This window comes from Enterobacter sp. I4, from assembly GCF_022669095.1.
GTDB classification, from domain to species: Bacteria; Pseudomonadota; Gammaproteobacteria; order Enterobacterales; family Enterobacteriaceae; genus Enterobacter; species Enterobacter pasteurii.
Genome location: NZ_JALBUO010000002.1, coordinates 243,582 through 263,889 on the forward strand (window position 1 = coordinate 243,582; position 20,308 = coordinate 263,889).

Below are 20,308 nucleotides of genomic sequence, written 5' to 3' on the forward strand. Positions count from 1 at the left end.
ATCGCTCGTCTTTTAAGCAACTATTGACACACACATGAAGGCAAAAGCGATATTACTCGCCTCTGTCCTGCTTGTAGGTTGCCAGTCACAAAACGGCAGCAACGTACAACAGCACGCACAGAGCCTTTCTGCAGCTGGTCAAGGGGAAGCAGGGAAGTTTACGAGTCAGGCGCGATGGTTGGACGATGGGACAACTTTCGCGCAGGAACAAGACTTGTGGGCCTCCATTGGCGACGAGCTAAAGATGGGAATTCCGGAAAACAGCCGGATTCGCGAACAGAAACAGAAGTATTTGAGAAATAAGAGCTATCTCCACGATGTAACATTACGGGCAGAGCCGTATATGTACTGGATAGCCGGGCAAGTTAAGAAACGTAACATGCCTATGGAACTGGTACTACTACCCATAGTGGAGAGCGCTTTTGACCCGCACGCGACGTCTGGCGCCAATGCAGCTGGCATTTGGCAGATCATTCCGAGCACAGGGCGCAATTATGGTTTAAAGCAGACCCGCAACTACGATGCACGTCGTGATGTTGTCGCTTCAACGACAGCCGCTCTCGACATGATGCAACGTCTGAACAAGATGTTTGATGGCGACTGGTTATTAACTGTCGCAGCGTATAATAGTGGTGAAGGTCGCGTACTGAAGGCAATGAAAGCGAATAAAGCGCGTGGTAAATCCACAGACTTCTGGTCGCTCTCACTGCCACGGGAAACAAAGATTTACGTACCGAAAATGCTGGCATTGAGCGACATTCTCAAGAACAGCAAACGTTACGGTGTACAACTGCCAACACCAGACGAAAGTCGTGCACTGGCGCGTGTCCGCCTCAGCAGCCCGGTTGATATTCAACAGGTTGCCGATATGACGGGTATGTCGGTAAGTAAGCTTAAAACCTTTAATGCAGGCGTTAAAGGCTCTACGCTGGGCGCAAGTGGCCCACGCTATGTGATGGTTCCGCAGAAACATGCAGAGCAGTTACGTGAGTCTTTAGCTTCGGGTGAAATTGCAGCCGTTCAGTCCACGCTGATCGCTGACACGTCGCCGGTAAGCAGCCGCAGCTATAAGGTTCGGTCAGGCGATACGCTTTCAGGGATTGCTTCACGTCTTGGCGTGAATACGAAAGATCTGCAGCAGTGGAATAATTTGCGCGGGTCCGGTCTGAAAGTGGGTCAAACGCTGACCGTAGGTGCAGGTACCAGCGCACAGCGCCTCGCTAAAAACAGCGATAGCATTACCTATCGCGTGCGTAAAGGCGACTCGCTGTCCAGTATCGCTAAACGTCACGGCGTAAACATCAAAGATGTGATGCGCTGGAACAACGGTACCGACAACCTGCAGCCTGGCGACCAGCTGACGCTGTTTGTGAAAAACAGCGCCACGCCAGATTCCTGACAGTACGATAATTTAGATAAAAGGCACCGATTCCCCTCGGTGCCTTTTTTGTTTATCCCGCCTTTTGCGCCTCGGCCATAATGGTGTCGCTGGTGAACGAACCATCATCCTTCAGCTCAAAATATGCCTTCACGTCAGCAGAAGCGCTCTCCTGATACAAACGGATCGCCTGACTCAGCGCTTCCGGTGTCCGCATGCGCGCTATCCACGAGCCATACTCCAGCGGCAAACGGTCTGTAATCAACGATCGTGAAAGTAAACCGGCTTCGGTAATGAACGTCAGCCACTCGCCGCTGGAGTAATTTTGCACGTGCGACGTATCGCGCAGCGCTTCAACCGTCTGCAGCCAGATGTTCCGTACCGGATGACCCGGCGACATCACGTCCATGATAATGAAAATCCCGCCCGGCTTGAGCACCCGCTTCACTTCCCGCAACGCCTGGCCGACATCATGCCAGTGGTGTGCAGAGTAACGGCTGATCGCAACCTCGAACGATGCATCCCTGAAGGGCAAAGATTCAGCATAGCCCTGCCGCGTCGTAACGTTATTCAGCCCTTTCGCTTTCGCCGCCTCAGCAACAACGTCCAGCATCTGGCTCGATAAGTCATAGGCCGTTACCCGCGCAACGTGCTGTGCGGCGGTAAAACTGGCGTGCCCCGCTCCGCAGCCTAAGTCCAGCACGTGCGCGTCAGGGAAGGCGGCAAGACGTTCGCCGAGGCGCAGCAGATCGCGGCCAGAAGCATGCACAGCGCTGCTCAGATACGCCTTTGCCTGAGAGCCGAACTGTTTTTCGACGTTGTCATGATGGGAGTGTGTTGTTGTCATTGTGCTGTCCTTTTGGGTTAAAAAAATTAAGGGCAGCACCCGCGCAGGCCTGCCCCACGGCAGACCTGACGCACCATTATTTATCAGGTTTGCCGGGACTGAATTCTACTAGTAGCGGATTATGATCGGAGGCACGCGTCACCAGAACGGACGCATCGTGTACGCTCAAACCACGATAGAAGACGAAATCAAGAGGACGGCCAAACGCTTTCTTGCGCTGGTCATCGCTAAAACGCACTTCACGCAGCGACATTTCACGCGCAAAGCGGTACAGCGCGTTCATACGCGGCCTGCTCCAGGCATTGAAGTCACCGGCCATAATGATCGGCCCACTGTGGTGAGCTATCTGATCGCCAATAGGAAGTAACTGCTTACTATACACATCAACACCCAGGCTGAAGTTCACCGCATGGATGTTAACCACCATCAGCAGACGGGTATCCGGCAACGGATAGACCGTGACCAGCGCCGATTTTGCCAGGCGAAGGATGGGCTCACGCTCACGCAACGGGCAGCAGTAGACCGGATGCGCGGCTGAAAGGGTCATCACGCCAGAGGGATGCTGTGGCAGGACAAAAGCAGGCACCTGATCGGCTGCAAGATAGTTAGTTGTTGCAAACCTTACCAGTTCAGGCGTGGTTTGCGCCTCCTGCAACAAAACAAGATGCGCATCTTTGCCAAAATTCTTGAGTACGGATAACCACTCCGCGCGCTGTTGTTTGAAAATATTCCACACCAGCACGCGAATTTTATCGTCACTGCTTAAGGGTGTCCCCGCCGGCAATGCCTGGCCAAGGCTCGCAAAAGACCCCGGAGGCAAGATCCTCTCCGCTGGCATTCCGGCAACATAACGCATGGCATAGGTATTTTTTCGCACTTTTGGAAACGACCTCTATAACTTGAACCAGCCCGGAAAACGGACTGGTTCTAATGTTATAGGGATTTTAGTTCACACTTTCAACGCAATTACTGAGAAACCGCTTTCCAGTTTTGTAAGCAAGCACTTACTGCGGCTTATCCAAGTGCAACCCGGGCGGGCTTATCAAGCCGTCCGCTCAAACCAATCAGCAGAAATGCCACAAGCACAATCACTGCGCCAATCCACGGCGTTTGGGTTAACCCGAAGTGCTGGACGGTCTGCCCACCAATTACCGATCCGAGCGCGATACCGATATTGAATGCGGCGATATTCAGGCCGGATGCGACATCCACCGCACCTGGCGTATAACGTTCGGCTTTCTGTACAACATACACCTGAAGCCCAGGCACGTTACCGAAAGCAAATATTCCCATCACCAGAACCGTTACCAGCGAGGCGTATTGCATCGATGCGGTGAACTGGAAAACCATCAGCAGGACAACCAGAGCCGCGAAAATAAACTTCAGCGCCGGTACCGCACCATGTTTATCCGCAAGCTTACCGCCCCATATATTGCCGATTGCAACGGAGATCCCGTAGCCCAATAAAATCCAGCTCACGGCGCCCGGCGAGAAACCGGCCAGTTCCTGCATCATCGGTGCAAGGAAGGTAAAAGCAGTGAACACGCCGCCATACCCCAGAGCCGTAACGGCGTAGATAAGCAGCAGACGCGGATGGGTAAGTACCTTAATCTGCTCGCTAAGGCTCGCGCTGGCGCGGCCCGGAATATTCGACGGTATCAGCAGCAGGCTGGCCACCAGAGCGATAACGCCCAGCAGCGATACGGCAAGGAAGGTTTCACGCCAGCCAAAATGTTGTCCGATAAACGTGCCTAACGGCACACCGGTGACCAGCGCGACGGTTAATCCACCAAACATAATGGCAATAGCGGACGCCGCCTTTTCTTTTGGTACCAGGCTGGTTGCAATAGTGGAACCGATGGAGAAGAAAACACCGTGCGCGAGGCCCGTCAGCAGGCGAGCAATGACCAGAGTGGTGTAGTCCGGCGCCTGCCACGCCAGAATATTTCCGGCGGTGAAAAGCACCATCAGGGCAACCAGCAGCTGCTTACGCGGAAAACGCCCCGTCAGCGCGGTCAGTACAGGCGCGCCGACAGCAACGCCTAACGCATAGATTGAAACCAGCAGCCCGGCAGAGGGCAATGAAATGGCAAGCTGATCGGCAATGGTAGGAACCAGTCCTACAATAACAAATTCGGTCGTGCCAATTGCAAAGGCACTGATCGTCAGGGCAAGTAGCGCCAGTGGCATAAAATACTCCGTCTCTTCAGGATTAAGATGACAGGCAGTATGCGCCAGTGTTTAAATAACAAAAATGGTTAGAATCTCAATAGAATTTTGCAGGTGATGCAATAATGAAAGCCACATCGGAAGAACTGACTATCTTCGTTGCCGTTGTTGAAAGCGGCAGCTTCAGCCGTGCGGCCGAACAGCTCGGGCAGGCAAACTCAGCCATTAGTCGCTCGGTGAAAAAGCTGGAGATGAAGCTCGGAGTGAGTCTGCTTAACAGAACAACGCGGCAGCTCAGCCTGACGGAAGAAGGTGAACGTTATTTTCGACGCGTGCAGTCCGTTTTGCAGGAGATGGCGGCGGCAGAAACGGAAATAATGGAATCGCGCAGCACCCCGCGCGGATTGCTGCGCATCGATGCGGCTACGCCGGTCGTGCTTCATTTTTTGATGCCGCTGATTAAGCCCTTCCGTGAGCGCTACCCGGAGATGACCCTGTCTCTGGTCTCCTCGGAAACGTTTATCAATCTTATTGAGCGTAAAGTGGATGTGGCGATCCGCGCCGGAACCCTGACGGATTCAAGCTTACGCGCTCGCCCTCTGTTCACCAGCTACCGCAAAATTATCGCGTCACCGCAATATATTGCAGAGCATGGTAAACCGGAGACGGTTGAGGAGTTAAGGCAGCATCTGTGTCTGGGCTTTACGGAACCCGTCTCGCTGAACACCTGGCCCGTGGCCTGCCATGATGGACAGCTTCATGAAATTACCTGCGGGATTTCGTCCAATAGCGGTGAAACGCTAAAGCAGCTGTGCCTTGAAGGAAACGGAATCGCGTGTTTATCAGACTATATGATTGATAAGGAAATTGCCGATGGTCGGCTTGTTGAGCTGATGGCTGACAAACGCTTGCCCGTAGAGATGCCTTTCAGTGCCGTGTATTACAGCGACAGAGCGGTAAGCACGCGCATACGCGCCTTTATCGACTTTCTTAGTGAACATATAAAAACAGCTCCCGAAGGAGCTGTGTAAGGGTTGAGGGTACAGAGGGAGGTTTTTTATTAATCCCAGTCTGGCGCTAAACCTTCCGGGCTTACCAGACGATCGTTGCATTCCAGCGCGGCGATCGCTTTTTTATCTTCATCATCAAGCTGGAGATCCAGCGCCAGCAGGTTGCTTGCCAGGTTTTCACGTTTGGTTGACGACGGGATCACGGCATAGCCTTCGCCCATCGCCCATGCCAGGATAACCTGCGCTGCGGTCGCACTGTGTTTCTCAGCGATGCGTGCAATCACTTCATCCTTCAGCGCTTTACCATAAGCCAGCGTCATATAAGAGGTGATGTGAATACCGTGCTGTTTTGCCCACTCCACTACGTTGCGGTTTTGCAGGTATGGTGAGAGTTCAATCTGGTTGGTGGCAATATTCTCTTTCCCCACTGCGGCAATCGCTTTTTCCATCAATGGGATAGTGAAGTTAGAAATACCTATTTCACGCGTTAAGCCCTGCTTCTTTGCTTCCAGCAGCGCCTGCATGAACTCTTCCACTGCGACTTCATCGTTAGGTGATGGCCAGTGGATCAGCGTCAGATCGACATAATCAGTACGCAGCTTTTTCAGGCTTTCTTTCAGGCTTGGGATCAGCTTGTCTTTGCTGAGATTCTCAATCCAGATTTTCGTTGTGATGAAAAGCTCGCTGCGCGGAACGCCGCTCTCTTCAATAGCCTGACCGACAGCAGCTTCGTTGTCATAAATTTGTGCCGTATCAACAGCGCGATAGCCCAGTTCAAGAGCGGTTTTAACAGAGCCGATAACAACGTCGTCTTTCAGACGGAAAGTGCCCAGACCCAGTGCAGGGATAGTCATATGATTCCTCAATCGTTATGTTCGTAAACTGAGGAGAATTATCGTTGACGTTGTTATGTGGAAAAAGATCGTAAAACGCAGAGGATTTTTGCTATTTTCGCAATAATTAAACGTCAGATAAGAAAAAAGCCCTGAGCGTTAGCTCAGGGCTTTTAATAAGTGGCGGAACGGACGGGACTCGAACCCGCGACCCCCTGCGTGACAGGCAGGTATTCTAACCGACTGAACTACCGCTCCACCGAATACTTCTGTAACCACCGGATTGATGCACCGGCTCACTACTTAATTTGATGCCTGGCAGTTCCCTACTCTCACATGGGGAGACCCCACACTACCATCGGCGCTACGGCGTTTCACTTCTGAGTTCGGCATGGGGTCAGGTGGGACCACCGCGCTAAAGCCGCCAGGCAAATTCTGTGCTCTGTCCTGTGTCTTTTGGGCTGATACTGCGTTGGCTGCTCTCGTAAAGTCAGTCACATACCTCAGTATGCTCCTTCCTTTCCTTCGCTTGCCGCCTTGTCTCAGCGCAAAATCCTTCGGACTCTGAATCAAAGCTGAAAATTCTGTCTCTTCGCCAAAACATCTTCGGCGTTGTAAGGTTAAGCCTCACGGTTCATTAGTATCGGTTAGCTCAACGCATCGCTGCGCTTACACACCCGACCTATCAACGTCATAGTCTTTAACGTTCCTTCAGGAGACTTAAAGTCTCAGGGAGAACTCATCTCGGGGCAAGTTTCGTGCTTAGATGCTTTCAGCACTTATCTCTTCCGCATTTAGCTACCGGGCAGTGCCATTGGCATGACAACCCGAACACCAGTGATGCGTCCACTCCGGTCCTCTCGTACTAGGAGCAGCCCCCCTCAATTCTCCAGCGCCCACGGCAGATAGGGACCGAACTGTCTCACGACGTTCTAAACCCAGCTCGCGTACCACTTTAAATGGCGAACAGCCATACCCTTGGGACCTACTTCAGCCCCAGGATGTGATGAGCCGACATCGAGGTGCCAAACACCGCCGTCGATATGAACTCTTGGGCGGTATCAGCCTGTTATCCCCGGAGTACCTTTTATCCGTTGAGCGATGGCCCTTCCATTCAGAACCACCGGATCACTATGACCTGCTTTCGCACCTGCTCGCGCCGTCACGCTCGCAGTCAAGCTGGCTTATGCCATTGCACTAACCTCCTGATGTCCGACCAGGATTAGCCAACCTTCGTGCTCCTCCGTTACTCTTTGGGAGGAGACCGCCCCAGTCAAACTACCCACCAGACACTGTCCGCAACCCGGATTACGGGTCTACGTTAGAACACCAGCCATTAAAGGGTGGTATTTCAAGGGCGGCTCCACGCAGACTGGCGTCCACGCTTCAAAGCCTCCCACCTATCCTACACATCAAGGACCAGTGTTCAGTGTCAAGCTATAGTAAAGGTTCACGGGGTCTTTCCGTCTTGCCGCGGGTACACTGCATCTTCACAGCGAGTTCAATTTCACTGAGTCTCGGGTGGAGACAGCCTGGCCATCATTACGCCATTCGTGCAGGTCGGAACTTACCCGACAAGGAATTTCGCTACCTTAGGACCGTTATAGTTACGGCCGCCGTTTACCGGGGCTTCGATCAAGAGCTTCGCGTTGCCGCTAACCCCATCAATTAACCTTCCGGCACCGGGCAGGCGTCACACCGTATACGTCCACTTTCGTGTTTGCACAGTGCTGTGTTTTTAATAAACAGTTGCAGCCAGCTGGTATCTTCGACTGATTTCAGCTCCACCCGCAGGGGCTTCACCTACATATCAGCGTGCCTTCTCCCGAAGTTACGGCACCATTTTGCCTAGTTCCTTCACCCGAGTTCTCTCAAGCGCCTTGGTATTCTCTACCTGACCACCTGTGTCGGTTTGGGGTACGATTTCGTGTTACCTGATGCTTAGAGGCTTTTCCTGGAAGCAGGGCATTTGTTACTTCAGCACCGTAGTGCCTCGTCATCACACCTCAGCGTTAAAAAGGTACCGGATTTACCTGGAACCTCCGCCTACATGCTTAAACCGGGACAACCGTCGCCCGGCTAACATAGCCTTCTCCGTCCCCCCTTCGCAGTAACACCAAGTACAGGAATATTAACCTGTTTCCCATCGACTACGCCTTTCGGCCTCGCCTTAGGGGTCGACTCACCCTGCCCCGATTAACGTTGGACAGGAACCCTTGGTCTTCCGGCGAGCGGGCTTTTCACCCGCTTTATCGTTACTTATGTCAGCATTCGCACTTCTGATACCTCCAGCACCCCTCACAGGACACCTTCAACGGCTTACAGAACGCTCCCCTACCCAACAACGCCTAAGCGTCGCTGCCGCAGCTTCGGTGCATGGTTTAGCCCCGTTACATCTTCCGCGCAGGCCGACTCGACCAGTGAGCTATTACGCTTTCTTTAAATGATGGCTGCTTCTAAGCCAACATCCTGGCTGTCTGTGCCTTCCCACATCGTTTCCCACTTAACCATGACTTTGGGACCTTAGCTGGCGGTCTGGGTTGTTTCCCTCTTCACGACGGACGTTAGCACCCGCCGTGTGTCTCCCGTGATAACATTCTTCGGTATTCGTAGTTTGCATCGGGTTGGTAAGCCGGGATGGCCCCCTAGCCGAAACAGTGCTCTACCCCCGAAGATGAGTTCACGAGGCGCTACCTAAATAGCTTTCGGGGAGAACCAGCTATCTCCCGGTTTGATTGGCCTTTCACCCCCAGCCACAGGTCATCCGCTAATTTTTCAACATTAGTCGGTTCGGTCCTCCAGTTAGTGTTACCCAACCTTCAACCTGCCCATGGCTAGATCACCGGGTTTCGGGTCTATACCCTGCAACTTAACGCCCAGTTAAGACTCGGTTTCCCTTCGGCTCCCCTATACGGTTAACCTTGCTACAGAATATAAGTCGCTGACCCATTATACAAAAGGTACGCAGTCACCCCATAAAGAGGCTCCCACTGCTTGTACGTACACGGTTTCAGGTTCTTTTTCACTCCCCTCGCCGGGGTTCTTTTCGCCTTTCCCTCACGGTACTGGTTCACTATCGGTCAGTCAGGAGTATTTAGCCTTGGAGGATGGTCCCCCCATATTCAGACAGGATACCACGTGTCCCGCCCTACTCTTCGAGTTCACAGCAAGTGTGCTTTCGTGTACGGGACTATCACCCTGTACCGTCGGACTTTCCAGACCGTTCCACTAACACACAAGCTGATTCAGACTCCGGGCTGCTCCCCGTTCGCTCGCCGCTACTGGGGGAATCTCGGTTGATTTCTTTTCCTCGGGGTACTTAGATGTTTCAGTTCCCCCGGTTCGCCTCGTTAGCCTATGTATTCAGCTAACGATAGTGCAACGAATTGCACTGGGTTTCCCCATTCGGACATCGCCGGGTCAAGGGTTCATATCACCTCGCCGGCGCTTTTCGCAGATTAGCACGTCCTTCATCGCCTCTGACTGCCAGGGCATCCACCGTGTACGCTTAGTCGCTTAACCTCACAACCCGAAGATGTTTCTTTCGATTCATCGTCGACTTGCGAAAATTTGAGAGACTCGAACACACATGAGCTGTGTGTCGTTTCAATTTTCAGCTTAATCCAGATTTTTAAAGAGCAAAACTTCGCAGTGCACCTTTTCAGGTTCACTCTGAAGTTTTCTTGTTTTGCAGTAAAGGATGGTGGAGCTATGCGGGATCGAACCGCAGACCTCCTGCGTGCAAGGCAGGCGCTCTCCCAGCTGAGCTATAGCCCCATCGTAGTGATCTCTCTACCGGTATTTTTGTTGAGGCAAGGCGTGGTGACACGAAGCATACCTGAGTATGTGAGTGTCGCCGCAACGCAGCATCAGCAAAAATTTGGTAGGCCTGAGTGGACTTGAACCACCGACCTCACCCTTATCAGGGGTGCGCTCTAACCACCTGAGCTACAAGCCTGCAGAGATTTTTACTGCTGTTTTTCATCAGACAATCTGTGTGGACACTACAAAGGCAGGTTCTTTAAGGTAAGGAGGTGATCCAACCGCAGGTTCCCCTACGGTTACCTTGTTACGACTTCACCCCAGTCATGAATCACAAAGTGGTAAGCGCCCTCCCGAAGGTTAAGCTACCTACTTCTTTTGCAACCCACTCCCATGGTGTGACGGGCGGTGTGTACAAGGCCCGGGAACGTATTCACCGTAGCATTCTGATCTACGATTACTAGCGATTCCGACTTCATGGAGTCGAGTTGCAGACTCCAATCCGGACTACGACGCACTTTATGAGGTCCGCTTGCTCTCGCGAGGTCGCTTCTCTTTGTATGCGCCATTGTAGCACGTGTGTAGCCCTACTCGTAAGGGCCATGATGACTTGACGTCATCCCCACCTTCCTCCAGTTTATCACTGGCAGTCTCCTTTGAGTTCCCGGCCGGACCGCTGGCAACAAAGGATAAGGGTTGCGCTCGTTGCGGGACTTAACCCAACATTTCACAACACGAGCTGACGACAGCCATGCAGCACCTGTCTCAGAGTTCCCGAAGGCACCAATCCATCTCTGGAAAGTTCTCTGGATGTCAAGAGTAGGTAAGGTTCTTCGCGTTGCATCGAATTAAACCACATGCTCCACCGCTTGTGCGGGCCCCCGTCAATTCATTTGAGTTTTAACCTTGCGGCCGTACTCCCCAGGCGGTCGACTTAACGCGTTAGCTCCGGAAGCCACGCCTCAAGGGCACAACCTCCAAGTCGACATCGTTTACGGCGTGGACTACCAGGGTATCTAATCCTGTTTGCTCCCCACGCTTTCGCACCTGAGCGTCAGTCTTTGTCCAGGGGGCCGCCTTCGCCACCGGTATTCCTCCAGATCTCTACGCATTTCACCGCTACACCTGGAATTCTACCCCCCTCTACAAGACTCTAGCCTGCCAGTTTCGAATGCAGTTCCCAGGTTGAGCCCGGGGATTTCACATCCGACTTGACAGACCGCCTGCGTGCGCTTTACGCCCAGTAATTCCGATTAACGCTTGCACCCTCCGTATTACCGCGGCTGCTGGCACGGAGTTAGCCGGTGCTTCTTCTGCGGGTAACGTCAATCGGCAAGGTTATTAACCTTACCGCCTTCCTCCCCGCTGAAAGTGCTTTACAACCCGAAGGCCTTCTTCACACACGCGGCATGGCTGCATCAGGCTTGCGCCCATTGTGCAATATTCCCCACTGCTGCCTCCCGTAGGAGTCTGGACCGTGTCTCAGTTCCAGTGTGGCTGGTCATCCTCTCAGACCAGCTAGGGATCGTCGCCTAGGTGAGCCGTTACCCCACCTACTAGCTAATCCCATCTGGGCACATCCGATGGCAAGAGGCCCGAAGGTCCCCCTCTTTGGTCTTGCGACGTTATGCGGTATTAGCTACCGTTTCCAGTAGTTATCCCCCTCCATCAGGCAGTTTCCCAGACATTACTCACCCGTCCGCCACTCGTCAGCAAAGCAGCAAGCTGCTTCCTGTTACCGTTCGACTTGCATGTGTTAGGCCTGCCGCCAGCGTTCAATCTGAGCCATGATCAAACTCTTCAATTTAAGTTTGATGCTCGTGAATTAAACTTCGTAATGAATTACGTATGTTCACTCAGAGACTTGGTATTCATTTTTCGTCTTGCGACGTTAAGAATCCATGTCACTTTGAGTGCCCACACAGATTGTCTGATAAATTGTTAAAGAGCAGTTGCAACGCGGCTTTCAGCTCACCGTTGCGAGGTGGCGTATATTACGCTTTCCTCTTTCAGAGTCAACCCGTTATTTCAGGATTTTTTCTCTTCAACCAACCGGGTTGTTTGTGAAGTGATTCACATCCGCCGTGTCGATGGAGGCGCATTATAGGGAGCCACCGAGGAATGACAAGCGGAAAAATGCATTTTTATTTCAACCGCTCACCTTTTCACCAAAACGTCTATTTTTGGTGCTTTTTAATCTCTTTTGGCAGCTCTGCCAGGCTTGTAACGACCCAGTCGGCTGCATTTTCCGCTTCCGGGGTGACTGGTTTACCGGTTCGCACTAATACTTTTGTTCCCACACCCGCCGCCGTTGCTGCCTGCATATCTTCCAGCTTATCGCCGACCATATAAGACGCGGCCATATCAATGTGCAGGAATTCCTGCGCGGAGATAAGCATGCCCGGATGCGGTTTACGGCAATCACAGGTCTGACGATATGCTTCGACGGTGCCCTGCGGGTGATGCGGACAATAATAGATACCATCAAGATCGACGCCGCGATCGGCCAGAGACCAGTCCATCCATTCCGTCAGCGTCTCGAACTGCGCTTCGGTGAATTTCCCCCGGGCGATACCGGACTGATTGGTTACCACCACCAGCGCATAGCCCATCTCTTTCAGCTGGCGCAGTGCATCTATTACGCCCTCGATAAATTCAAACTCATCAATCTCATGGACGTAGCCGTGATCCACATTAATAGTGCCGTCACGATCGAGAAAAATTGCGGGTACAGATTTTGCCACCGGTTTGCTCCTGAAAAAGGCTTGTTCAGCTAGTATCTCATGAATCACGGCGCAATAAAGTGCTCATCGTACAGAGGTGGATTGATTTAGACGTCTGGATGCCTTAACATCCATTTTGTTTACGGTCATTCCCCGTATCTGGCAGAAGAAAATGCCACGGCTAACTTACATACGATAAAAATAATCTAATGATTAAACTTTCCAATATCACCAAAGTGTTCCAGCAGGGGAACCGAACCATTCAGGCACTGAACAACGTTAGCCTGCATGTTCCTGCTGGTCAGATTTATGGCGTCATTGGCGCATCGGGTGCAGGTAAAAGTACGCTGATCCGTTGTGTTAACCTGCTTGAGCGCCCAACCCAGGGCAGCGTTGAAGTTGGCGGCCAGGAGCTTACCGCTCTCTCAGAAAAAGAACTCACCAATGCGCGTCGTCAGATCGGCATGATTTTCCAGCACTTTAACCTGCTGGCCTCACGTACCGTTTTCGGCAACGTTGCTTTACCGCTGGAGCTGGACAACACGCCGAAGGAAGAAATTACGCGTCGCGTCACCGAACTGCTGGACCTGGTTGGTCTGGGCGATAAGCATGACAGCTATCCGGCCAATCTCTCCGGCGGGCAAAAGCAGCGTGTAGCAATAGCTCGCGCGCTGGCAAGCAATCCAAAAGTGCTGCTGTGCGATGAAGCCACCAGCGCATTAGATCCGGCTACCACGCGTTCTATTCTGGAGCTGCTGAAAGACATTAACCGTCGTCTGGGCCTGACTATCCTCCTTATTACGCACGAAATGGACGTGGTGAAACGTATTTGTGACTGCGTGGCAGTCATCAGCAACGGTGAGCTGATTGAGCAGGATACGGTAAGCGAAGTGTTCTCCCATCCGAAGACGCCGCTGGCTCAGCAGTTCATCCAGTCCACGCTTCATCTGGATATTCCGGAAGATTATCTGGAACGACTGAAAACAGAAGCCGTTGCAGACAGCGTTCCAATGCTGCGCATGGAGTTTACGGGTCAGTCCGTTGACGCACCGCTGCTTTCCGAAACCGCGCGCCGCTTTAACGTTAATAACAACATTATTAGCGCGCAGATGGATTACGCCGGTGGCGTGAAGTTCGGCATTATGCTGACGGAAATGCACGGCACACAGGAAGAAACCCAGGCGGCAATTGCCTGGCTGCAGGAACATCACGTAAAAGTAGAGGTACTGGGTTATGTCTGAGCCGATGATGTGGCTACTGGTTCGCGGCGTTTGGGAAACGCTGGCAATGACCTTCGTATCGGGCTTTTTTGGCTTTGTCATTGGGCTACCGGTCGGCGTGCTGCTGTACGTCACGCGCCCGGGTCAGATTATTGAAAACGCGAAGCTGTATCGCACGCTTTCTGCGCTGGTGAACATCTTCCGTTCAATCCCGTTCATTATTCTGCTGGTGTGGATGATTCCGTTTACCCGCGTGATCGTCGGCACGTCGATAGGTCTTCAGGCAGCAATTGTTCCATTGACCGTAGGCGCTGCGCCGTTTATCGCCCGTATGGTGGAAAACGCCCTGCTGGAAATCCCAACGGGTCTGATTGAAGCCTCCCGAGCCATGGGTGCGACGCCGATGCAGATCGTGCGCAAAGTACTGCTGCCTGAAGCGCTGCCAGGGCTGGTGAACGCGGCGACCATTACGCTTATCACGCTTGTCGGTTATTCCGCGATGGGCGGTGCCGTAGGTGCAGGCGGTTTAGGCCAGATTGGCTACCAGTACGGCTATATTGGCTATAACGCTACCGTTATGAATACCGTTCTGGTATTGCTGGTTGTGCTGGTTTACTTAATCCAATTCTCTGGCGATCGTATCGCCCGGGCTGTTACGCATAAATAACGTTACAAACAACACAAACTCGACGAGTTAAGGAAAAAACATGGCGTTTAAATTTAAGACCTTTGCAGCAGTAGGCGCACTGATTGGCTCTCTGGCACTGGTGGGTTGCGGTCAGGACGAGAAAGATCCCAACCACATCAAAGTAGGCGTTATCGTCGGTGCTGAACAGCAGGTCGCAGAAGCCGCGCAGAAAATCGCAAAAGAGAAATATGGCCTGGACGTTGAGCTGGTCACCTTCAACGATTACGTTCTGCCGAACGAAGCGCTGAGCAAAGGCGATATTGACGCCAACGCCTTCCAGCACAAACCGTATCTGGATCAGCAGATCAAGGATCGCGGCTACAAGCTGGTTGCTGTCGGGAATACCTTCGTTTATCCAATTGCCGGTTACTCCAAGAAAATTAAATCTCTGGATGAACTTCAGCCGGGTTCACAGGTTGCCGTCCCTAACGACCCAACCAACCTTGGCCGCTCGCTGCTGCTGCTGCAGAAAGTGGGCCTGATTAAGCTGAAAGAAGGGGTTGGCCTGCTGCCGACCGTTCTGGACGTGACCGAAAACCCGAAAAATCTGAAAATTGTTGAACTGGAAGCCCCTCAGCTGCCACGTTCACTGGACGATGCACAGATCGCGCTGGCCGTTATCAACACCACCTACGCCAGCCAGATCGGCCTGACGCCAGCGAAGGATGGTATATTCGTTGAAGACAAAGACTCCCCGTACGTCAACCTGATCGTGACTCGCGAAGACAACAAAGACGCGGAAAACGTGAAGAAATTCCTGCAGGCGTATCAGTCTGAAGAAGTTTACCAGGAAGCCAACAAGGTGTTTAACGGCGGCGCGGTTAAAGGCTGGTAATCTCACCTCAGTGTAATATCATCAAGACGGGCATTTGCCCGTCTTGTCATTTGTGCGGTCAACTGCTTCAATATCTGACGTTTTGATTATCCACTGAGGAATTATTATGCGTGCTTTACCGATCTGTCTTTTAGCACTGATGCTGAGCGGCTGTTCTATGCTAAGCAGATCTCCTGTTGAACCCGTTCAAAGCACTGCAACCCCGCCAAAAGCGGAGCCAGCAAAACCGAAAGCGCCTCGCGCTGCGCCGGTACGTATTATTACGAAAGCCGACGAGCTGGTCGGTAAGCCATTCCGTGAGCTGGGTGAAGTGAGTGGCGAATCCTGCCAGGCAACGAACCAGGACTCTCCACCGAATATCCCAACAGCCCGCAAGCGTATGCAGATTAACGCGTCAAAAATGAAAGCCAACGCGGTGCTGCTGCACAGCTGCGAAGTGACCAGCGGTACGCCAGGCTGCTACCGTCAGGCGGTATGTATCGGTTCTGCGCTTAATATTACGGCGAAATGAGTTCGTTTCAGTTCGGGCAGATAGGCGTTATCCGCTCCCCTTATAAAGAGAAGTTCGCCGTGCCGCGCCAGCCCGGTCTGGTCATCAACGGCGGCGGCGAGCTTCATCTTGTCGCGCCCTATAATCAGGCCGATGCGGTGCGCGGGCTTGAGGCGTTCAGTCATTTATGGGTGGTCTTTGTGTTTCACCAGACCATGGAAGGCGGCTGGCGTCCCACGGTGCGTCCTCCGCGTCTGGGCGGTAATGCCAGAATGGGTGTATTTGCCACCCGCTCCACCTTCCGCCCTAACCCGATTGGAATGTCGCTGGTCGAACTGAAAGGCATACGCTGTCAGAAAGATCGGGTGATTCTGGAGTTAGGTAGCCTTGACCTGGTTGATGGCACACCGGTCATTGATATCAAGCCTTACCTGCCCTTTGCCGAAGCGCTGCCGGAGGCCAGGGCAAGCTACGCGCAGGAAGCGCCGCAGGCAGATATGCCGGTTCACTTCACGCCAGAAATAACGACGCAAATCGGCCAGCTGGAAAAACGCTATCCTCGTCTTCGTGACTTCATTACCGAAGTGCTGGCGCAGGACCCCCGTCCCGCCTATCGCAAAGAAGAGGAGACCGGAAAAACGTATGCGGTCTGGCTGCTGGACTTTAACGTGCGCTGGCGCGTGACTGCGGCGGGTTTTGAAGTGTTTGCCCTGGAACCCAGGTAATTTTGTTCTCCTCTCTTTTGGCATCTTTGCCACACTGGTAAACTAAACCACTTTTTTTGTGTCAGGCTGGTGTTTCAGCCTGTTCCAATCGTCGAAATGGAACCGTAACAACATGCGTACTAGCCAATATCTGCTCTCCACTCTGAAGGAGACACCTGCCGACGCCGAAGTGATCAGCCACCAGCTGATGCTTCGCGCCGGGATGATCCGCAAGCTGGCCTCCGGGTTATATACCTGGCTGCCGACCGGCGTGCGCGTCCTGAAAAAAGTCGAAAACATCGTGCGTGAAGAGATGAACAACGCCGGTGCTATCGAGGTGTTAATGCCGGTTGTTCAGCCCTCTGAACTGTGGCAGGAGAGCGGTCGCTGGGAGCAGTACGGTCCTGAGCTGCTGCGTATTGCCGATCGTGGCGATCGTCCCTTTGTTCTCGGCCCTACGCATGAAGAAGTGATCACCGACCTGATCCGTAACGAGCTGAGCTCTTACAAACAATTGCCGCTGAACTTCTTCCAGATCCAGACCAAGTTCCGTGACGAAGTGCGCCCACGCTTCGGCGTCATGCGTTCTCGCGAATTCCTGATGAAAGATGCCTACTCTTTCCATACGTCTCAGGAATCTCTGCAGGAGACCTACGACAAAATGTACGAGGCTTACAGCAAAATCTTCTCCCGCATGGGCCTGGATTTCCGTGCTGTACAGGCTGATACCGGCTCTATCGGCGGTAGCGCCTCCCATGAATTCCAGGTTCTGGCGCAGAGCGGTGAGGACGATGTGATCTTCTCTGACTCCTCTGATTACGCCGCGAACATCGAGTTCGCAGAAGCGCTGGCACCAAAAGCGCCACGTGCTGCGGCAACCGAAGAGATGACGCTGGTTGATACGCCAGACGCGAAAACTATTGCCGAGCTGGTTGAGCAGTTCAACCTGCCGGTTGAGAAAACGGTCAAAACCCTGCTGGTGAAATCTGCTGAAGGCAGCGCTTACCCGCTGGTTGCCCTGCTGGTCCGTGGCGATCACGAGCTGAACGAAGTGAAAGCGGAAAAGCTGCCGCAGGTTGCCAGCCCGCTCGCTTTCGCGACAGAAGCAGAAATCCGCGCCGTGGTGAACGCAGGCCCAGGCTCGCTGGGTCCGGTGAATATGCCTGTTCCGGTGATCGTTGACCGCACCGTTGCAGCGATGAGCGACTTCGCCGCTGGCGCAAACATCGACGGGAAACACTACTTCGGCATCAACTGGGATCGCGACGTGGCGACGCCAGAAGTGGCTGACATCCGTAACGTGGTCGCAGGCGATCCAAGCCCGGACGGCAAGGGTACCCTGATGATCAAACGCGGTATCGAAGTAGGCCACATCTTCCAGCTGGGCGATAAATACTCTCGCGCAATGAACGCTGCCGTTCAGGGTGAAGATGGCCGTAACCAGGTTCTGACCATGGGCTGCTACGGTATTGGGGTAACGCGTGTTGTTGCTGCCGCTATCGAGCAGAACTATGACGAGCGCGGTATCGTCTGGCCGGATAACATTGCACCATTCCAGGTGGCAATTCTACCGATGAACATGCACAAGTCTTACCGCGTGCAGGAGCTGGCCGAGAAACTCTACGCTGAGCTGAGCGCGAAAGGTATCGACGTGCTGATGGATGACCGTAAAGAGCGTCCGGGCGTGATGTTTGCTGATATGGAGCTGATTGGTATTCCGCACACCATCGTCATCGGCGACCGTAACCTCGACAGCGACGAGATTGAATACAAATACCGTCGTAACGGCGAAAAGCAGATGATCAAGACGGGCGACATTCTTGATTACCTGGTGAAAGCCATCAAAGGTTAAGAAACAAAAAACCCCGCCAGCGCGGGGTTTTTTTATGGGTAAATATTATTTGCTGTCGCAGTTTTTGCCGGCAGTAAACGTCGCGTCCTTATCGGCCACCAGCGTTTTTACCAGCTCGCCGCTGTCCGGGTTTGGCTCCAGCGTAAAGTGCCCTTCAACCGTCAGCAACACTGGCTTGCTGTCATTGCCGCGCGCAACGGCATAGTCACGCTCCAGCTGGGCATTGTTCGCCACGCTGACTTTCTTCCCGGTCGCGCAGTCCGTGAAGATAGCCGCATCCGCCATGTAGAAATACATCCCCCGCATCGCCATTGGCGTTGCAGGCAGTGCCGCTTTTACCGGAGCCAGCGTGTAGTTGAACTGGGATTCAATCGGATTACCTTCGCGATCGAGCATCTCCATCCCCTCGCCTTTGGCGCGGAAATAGGTTTTGTCCCCAGCGGTATCGGTCAATACCAGCTTCTCAGCCGTACGCGCCCAGGTTCCGTAAGTTGCATATGACGAGGGTTCCTTCGCTCCCTGATAACGCTGGTTCATTACCCAGGTACCATCCTTTTGCAGGAACAGAGAGGTTTCGATACCTTCACAATCTGCACAGGGTAATACGCCGCGCCAGCTCTGCTGCATCGGCTTTAATTCTTCGTTTTGCGTTGGCTGTAAGGCCTGCGTTTCCGAACGGTTGTTACAGCCAAAAAGCGCGAACAGACTCGTTACGGCCAGCGCTGATAATAATGCTTTTTTCACGATACATTCCTTATGAAAAGGGTGTCCCTTTCGTCACGCTACGGATGACGAACTTTGCCACGCAGTGATTTTACGGTGGATTTTTGCGCCTTTGAGGACAACCTGCGTTCTTTCGATGCCCGCGTAGGACGCGTTGCCCGACGGCTTTTTTGCACTGCTGTTAATTCTTTTATGACCGCCGCCAGTCTGGAAAGTGCCGCTTCCCGGTTCATTTCCTGGCTGCGATATTCCTGCGCCTTGATCACAATTACGCCATCGCTGGTGATCAGGTGATGGCTGGCGGCAAGCAGGCTCTCTTTATAATACTCTGGCAGGCTGGAGGCCCGAATGTCAAAGCGCAAATGGATAGCCGTTGAAGCCTTGTTGACGTGCTGTCCCCCTGCCCCCTGAGCACGGATGGCGGTGATCTCCAGCTCGCTATCAGGAATGCTGACGTTTCGGGACAAAACAATCATGGCGCGGGCTGCCAGGCCGTGAGATGAATTTCCAGATTATTCTGAGAATCAGAGAGCCAGATGGCGCCGTCCTGAATAGTAGCCTGTAGCGCCATCGTTCGGCCGGCGAACTCGCTCAGCTGCGCCAGCTGTTCATCATCCAGATACCAGACGGTAAGGTTTTTGAACTGCGCACATTTGTTTTTATTCTGTTGCCACCAGATCTCCGCGGCGCGCTGGTTGTAGGCGAAGAGCGCGACCTCAGCGGACTGGGTGCAAGCCTTTTTGATCCGGCGTTCATCCGGGAGGCCAAGCTCAATCCACAGATCGATACCCAGGTGGTCGTTGCGCCGCCAGGCTTCCGGCTCATCTTCCGCACTTAAGCCCCGGGTAAATTGCAGGCGCTCATCGGCATACTTTATCCACGCCAGCAGGCGCAGCATCATGCGCTCCTGGGTTTCAGAGGGGTGGCGCGCCAGCGTCAATGACGCATCGAGAAACTGGTTACGGTCAAGATCCGCCACATTGACCACAGCTTTATAAATTGTCGCTTTCAGCGCCATGAGAGAACTCCTTTCGATTCAGGCGTACATTGTAGCGAAAACCGCAGCAAAAGGCT

The 20,308-nt window shown here is 53.2% G+C and carries 16 protein-coding genes, 3 tRNA genes and 3 rRNA genes; 8 read left to right on the forward strand and 14 right to left on the reverse strand.

What is annotated here, in order from left to right; translation table 11 throughout:
* Nucleotides 1–34: 34 nt before the first annotated feature.
* Nucleotides 35–1,399, forward strand: a complete 1,365-nt coding sequence (mltD, locus tag MOQ06_RS13500; protein ID WP_148420176.1) for a murein transglycosylase D — start codon at nucleotides 35–37, stop codon at nucleotides 1,397–1,399.
* Between the two features lie 52 nt (nucleotides 1,400–1,451).
* Here the strand turns inward: mltD and MOQ06_RS13505 are convergent, their stop codons facing one another.
* The 3 genes from MOQ06_RS13505 to MOQ06_RS13515 all read right to left on the reverse strand — a co-directional run bounded on the left by MOQ06_RS13505 (nucleotide 1,452) and on the right by MOQ06_RS13515 (nucleotide 4,415).
* Nucleotides 1,452–2,225: a class I SAM-dependent methyltransferase gene (locus tag MOQ06_RS13505; RefSeq protein WP_242173530.1), complete on the reverse strand. Its 774-nt coding sequence runs from the start codon at nucleotides 2,223–2,225 to the stop codon at nucleotides 1,452–1,454.
* Between the two features lie 76 nt (nucleotides 2,226–2,301).
* On the reverse strand, nucleotides 2,302–3,102 hold the full coding sequence (locus MOQ06_RS13510) for an endonuclease/exonuclease/phosphatase family protein (protein WP_148420174.1): 801 nt from the start codon (nucleotides 3,100–3,102) through the stop codon (nucleotides 2,302–2,304).
* A gap of 137 nt (nucleotides 3,103–3,239) precedes the next feature.
* Nucleotides 3,240–4,415, reverse strand: a complete 1,176-nt coding sequence (locus MOQ06_RS13515; protein WP_242173533.1) for an MFS transporter — start codon at nucleotides 4,413–4,415, stop codon at nucleotides 3,240–3,242.
* Between the two features lie 104 nt (nucleotides 4,416–4,519).
* Between MOQ06_RS13515 and yafC the strand changes: the two genes are divergently transcribed.
* The gene (gene yafC, locus MOQ06_RS13520; RefSeq protein ID WP_148420172.1) at nucleotides 4,520–5,425 is read left to right on the forward strand and encodes a DNA-binding transcriptional regulator YafC; all 906 of its coding nucleotides are present in this window, start codon (nucleotides 4,520–4,522) and stop codon (nucleotides 5,423–5,425) included.
* A gap of 29 nt (nucleotides 5,426–5,454) precedes the next feature.
* Here the strand turns inward: yafC and dkgB are convergent, their stop codons facing one another.
* The 8 genes from dkgB to gmhB form a co-directional block, all read right to left on the reverse strand.
* Complete coding sequence (gene dkgB / locus MOQ06_RS13525) at nucleotides 5,455–6,258, reverse strand: 2,5-didehydrogluconate reductase DkgB (protein ID WP_242173535.1); 804 nt, start codon at nucleotides 6,256–6,258, stop codon at nucleotides 5,455–5,457.
* A gap of 160 nt (nucleotides 6,259–6,418) precedes the next feature.
* Nucleotides 6,419–6,495, reverse strand: a tRNA-Asp gene (locus MOQ06_RS13530).
* Nucleotides 6,496–6,550: 55 nt separating this feature from the next.
* A 5S ribosomal RNA gene (gene rrf / locus MOQ06_RS13535) occupies nucleotides 6,551–6,666 on the reverse strand.
* Between the two features lie 187 nt (nucleotides 6,667–6,853).
* Nucleotides 6,854–9,759, reverse strand: a 23S ribosomal RNA gene (locus tag MOQ06_RS13540).
* A 179-nt stretch (nucleotides 9,760–9,938) separates the two neighbouring features.
* Nucleotides 9,939–10,014, reverse strand: a tRNA-Ala gene (locus MOQ06_RS13545).
* Nucleotides 10,015–10,118: 104 nt separating this feature from the next.
* A tRNA-Ile gene (locus MOQ06_RS13550) sits at nucleotides 10,119–10,195 on the reverse strand.
* A gap of 69 nt (nucleotides 10,196–10,264) precedes the next feature.
* Nucleotides 10,265–11,806, reverse strand: a 16S ribosomal RNA gene (locus MOQ06_RS13555).
* Together the 16S, 23S and 5S rRNA genes with 3 tRNA genes alongside form the textbook arrangement of a ribosomal RNA operon.
* A 370-nt stretch (nucleotides 11,807–12,176) precedes the next feature.
* Nucleotides 12,177–12,743, reverse strand: coding sequence for a D-glycero-beta-D-manno-heptose 1,7-bisphosphate 7-phosphatase (gene gmhB, locus MOQ06_RS13560; RefSeq protein ID WP_242173537.1), 567 nt, complete (start codon nucleotides 12,741–12,743; stop codon nucleotides 12,177–12,179).
* A 188-nt stretch (nucleotides 12,744–12,931) separates the two neighbouring features.
* Between gmhB and metN the strand changes: the two genes are divergently transcribed.
* The 6 genes from metN (at nucleotide 12,932) to proS (ending at nucleotide 18,511) form a co-directional block, all read left to right on the forward strand.
* Nucleotides 12,932–13,963, forward strand: a complete 1,032-nt coding sequence (gene metN, locus MOQ06_RS13565; RefSeq protein WP_045342647.1) for a methionine ABC transporter ATP-binding protein MetN — start codon at nucleotides 12,932–12,934, stop codon at nucleotides 13,961–13,963.
* Nucleotides 13,956–14,609 (forward strand): methionine ABC transporter permease MetI, encoded by a 654-nt coding sequence (locus tag MOQ06_RS13570; RefSeq protein ID WP_242173539.1) that lies wholly within the window; start codon nucleotides 13,956–13,958, stop codon nucleotides 14,607–14,609. The genes metN and MOQ06_RS13570 overlap by 8 nt, the downstream gene beginning before the upstream one ends.
* Before the next feature lie 40 nt (nucleotides 14,610–14,649).
* Nucleotides 14,650–15,465 (forward strand): methionine ABC transporter substrate-binding lipoprotein MetQ, encoded by an 816-nt coding sequence (gene metQ / locus MOQ06_RS13575; RefSeq protein ID WP_006810023.1) that lies wholly within the window; start codon nucleotides 14,650–14,652, stop codon nucleotides 15,463–15,465.
* Nucleotides 15,466–15,571: 106 nt separating this feature from the next.
* Nucleotides 15,572–15,976: an Rcs stress response system protein RcsF gene (gene rcsF, locus MOQ06_RS13580; protein ID WP_003856133.1), complete on the forward strand. Its 405-nt coding sequence runs from the start codon at nucleotides 15,572–15,574 to the stop codon at nucleotides 15,974–15,976.
* Nucleotides 15,973–16,680: a tRNA (N6-threonylcarbamoyladenosine(37)-N6)-methyltransferase TrmO gene (gene tsaA / locus MOQ06_RS13585; protein ID WP_176608662.1), complete on the forward strand. Its 708-nt coding sequence runs from the start codon at nucleotides 15,973–15,975 to the stop codon at nucleotides 16,678–16,680. Before rcsF ends, tsaA begins: the two co-directional genes overlap by 4 nt.
* 112 nt (nucleotides 16,681–16,792) lie before the next feature.
* The gene (gene proS, locus MOQ06_RS13590; protein WP_148420158.1) at nucleotides 16,793–18,511 is read left to right on the forward strand and encodes a proline--tRNA ligase; all 1,719 of its coding nucleotides are present in this window, start codon (nucleotides 16,793–16,795) and stop codon (nucleotides 18,509–18,511) included.
* Between the two features lie 45 nt (nucleotides 18,512–18,556).
* On the opposite strand, the gene nlpE is transcribed toward proS, so the two are convergent.
* Genes nlpE through MOQ06_RS13605 form a run of 3 tightly spaced genes read right to left on the reverse strand, consistent with a single transcriptional unit; the run spans nucleotide 18,557 to nucleotide 20,252 of the window.
* Nucleotides 18,557–19,255 (reverse strand): envelope stress response activation lipoprotein NlpE, encoded by a 699-nt coding sequence (nlpE, locus tag MOQ06_RS13595; RefSeq protein WP_176608664.1) that lies wholly within the window; start codon nucleotides 19,253–19,255, stop codon nucleotides 18,557–18,559.
* 38 nt (nucleotides 19,256–19,293) lie between these two features.
* The gene (arfB, locus tag MOQ06_RS13600) at nucleotides 19,294–19,710 is read right to left on the reverse strand and encodes an alternative ribosome rescue aminoacyl-tRNA hydrolase ArfB (RefSeq protein WP_148420156.1); all 417 of its coding nucleotides are present in this window, start codon (nucleotides 19,708–19,710) and stop codon (nucleotides 19,294–19,296) included.
* A complete protein-coding gene (locus MOQ06_RS13605) occupies nucleotides 19,707–20,252 on the reverse strand; it encodes a YaeQ family protein (RefSeq protein WP_148420155.1) in 546 nt (181 codons plus the stop codon). Before MOQ06_RS13605 ends, arfB begins: the two co-directional genes overlap by 4 nt.
* Nucleotides 20,253–20,308: the final 56 nt, after the last annotated feature.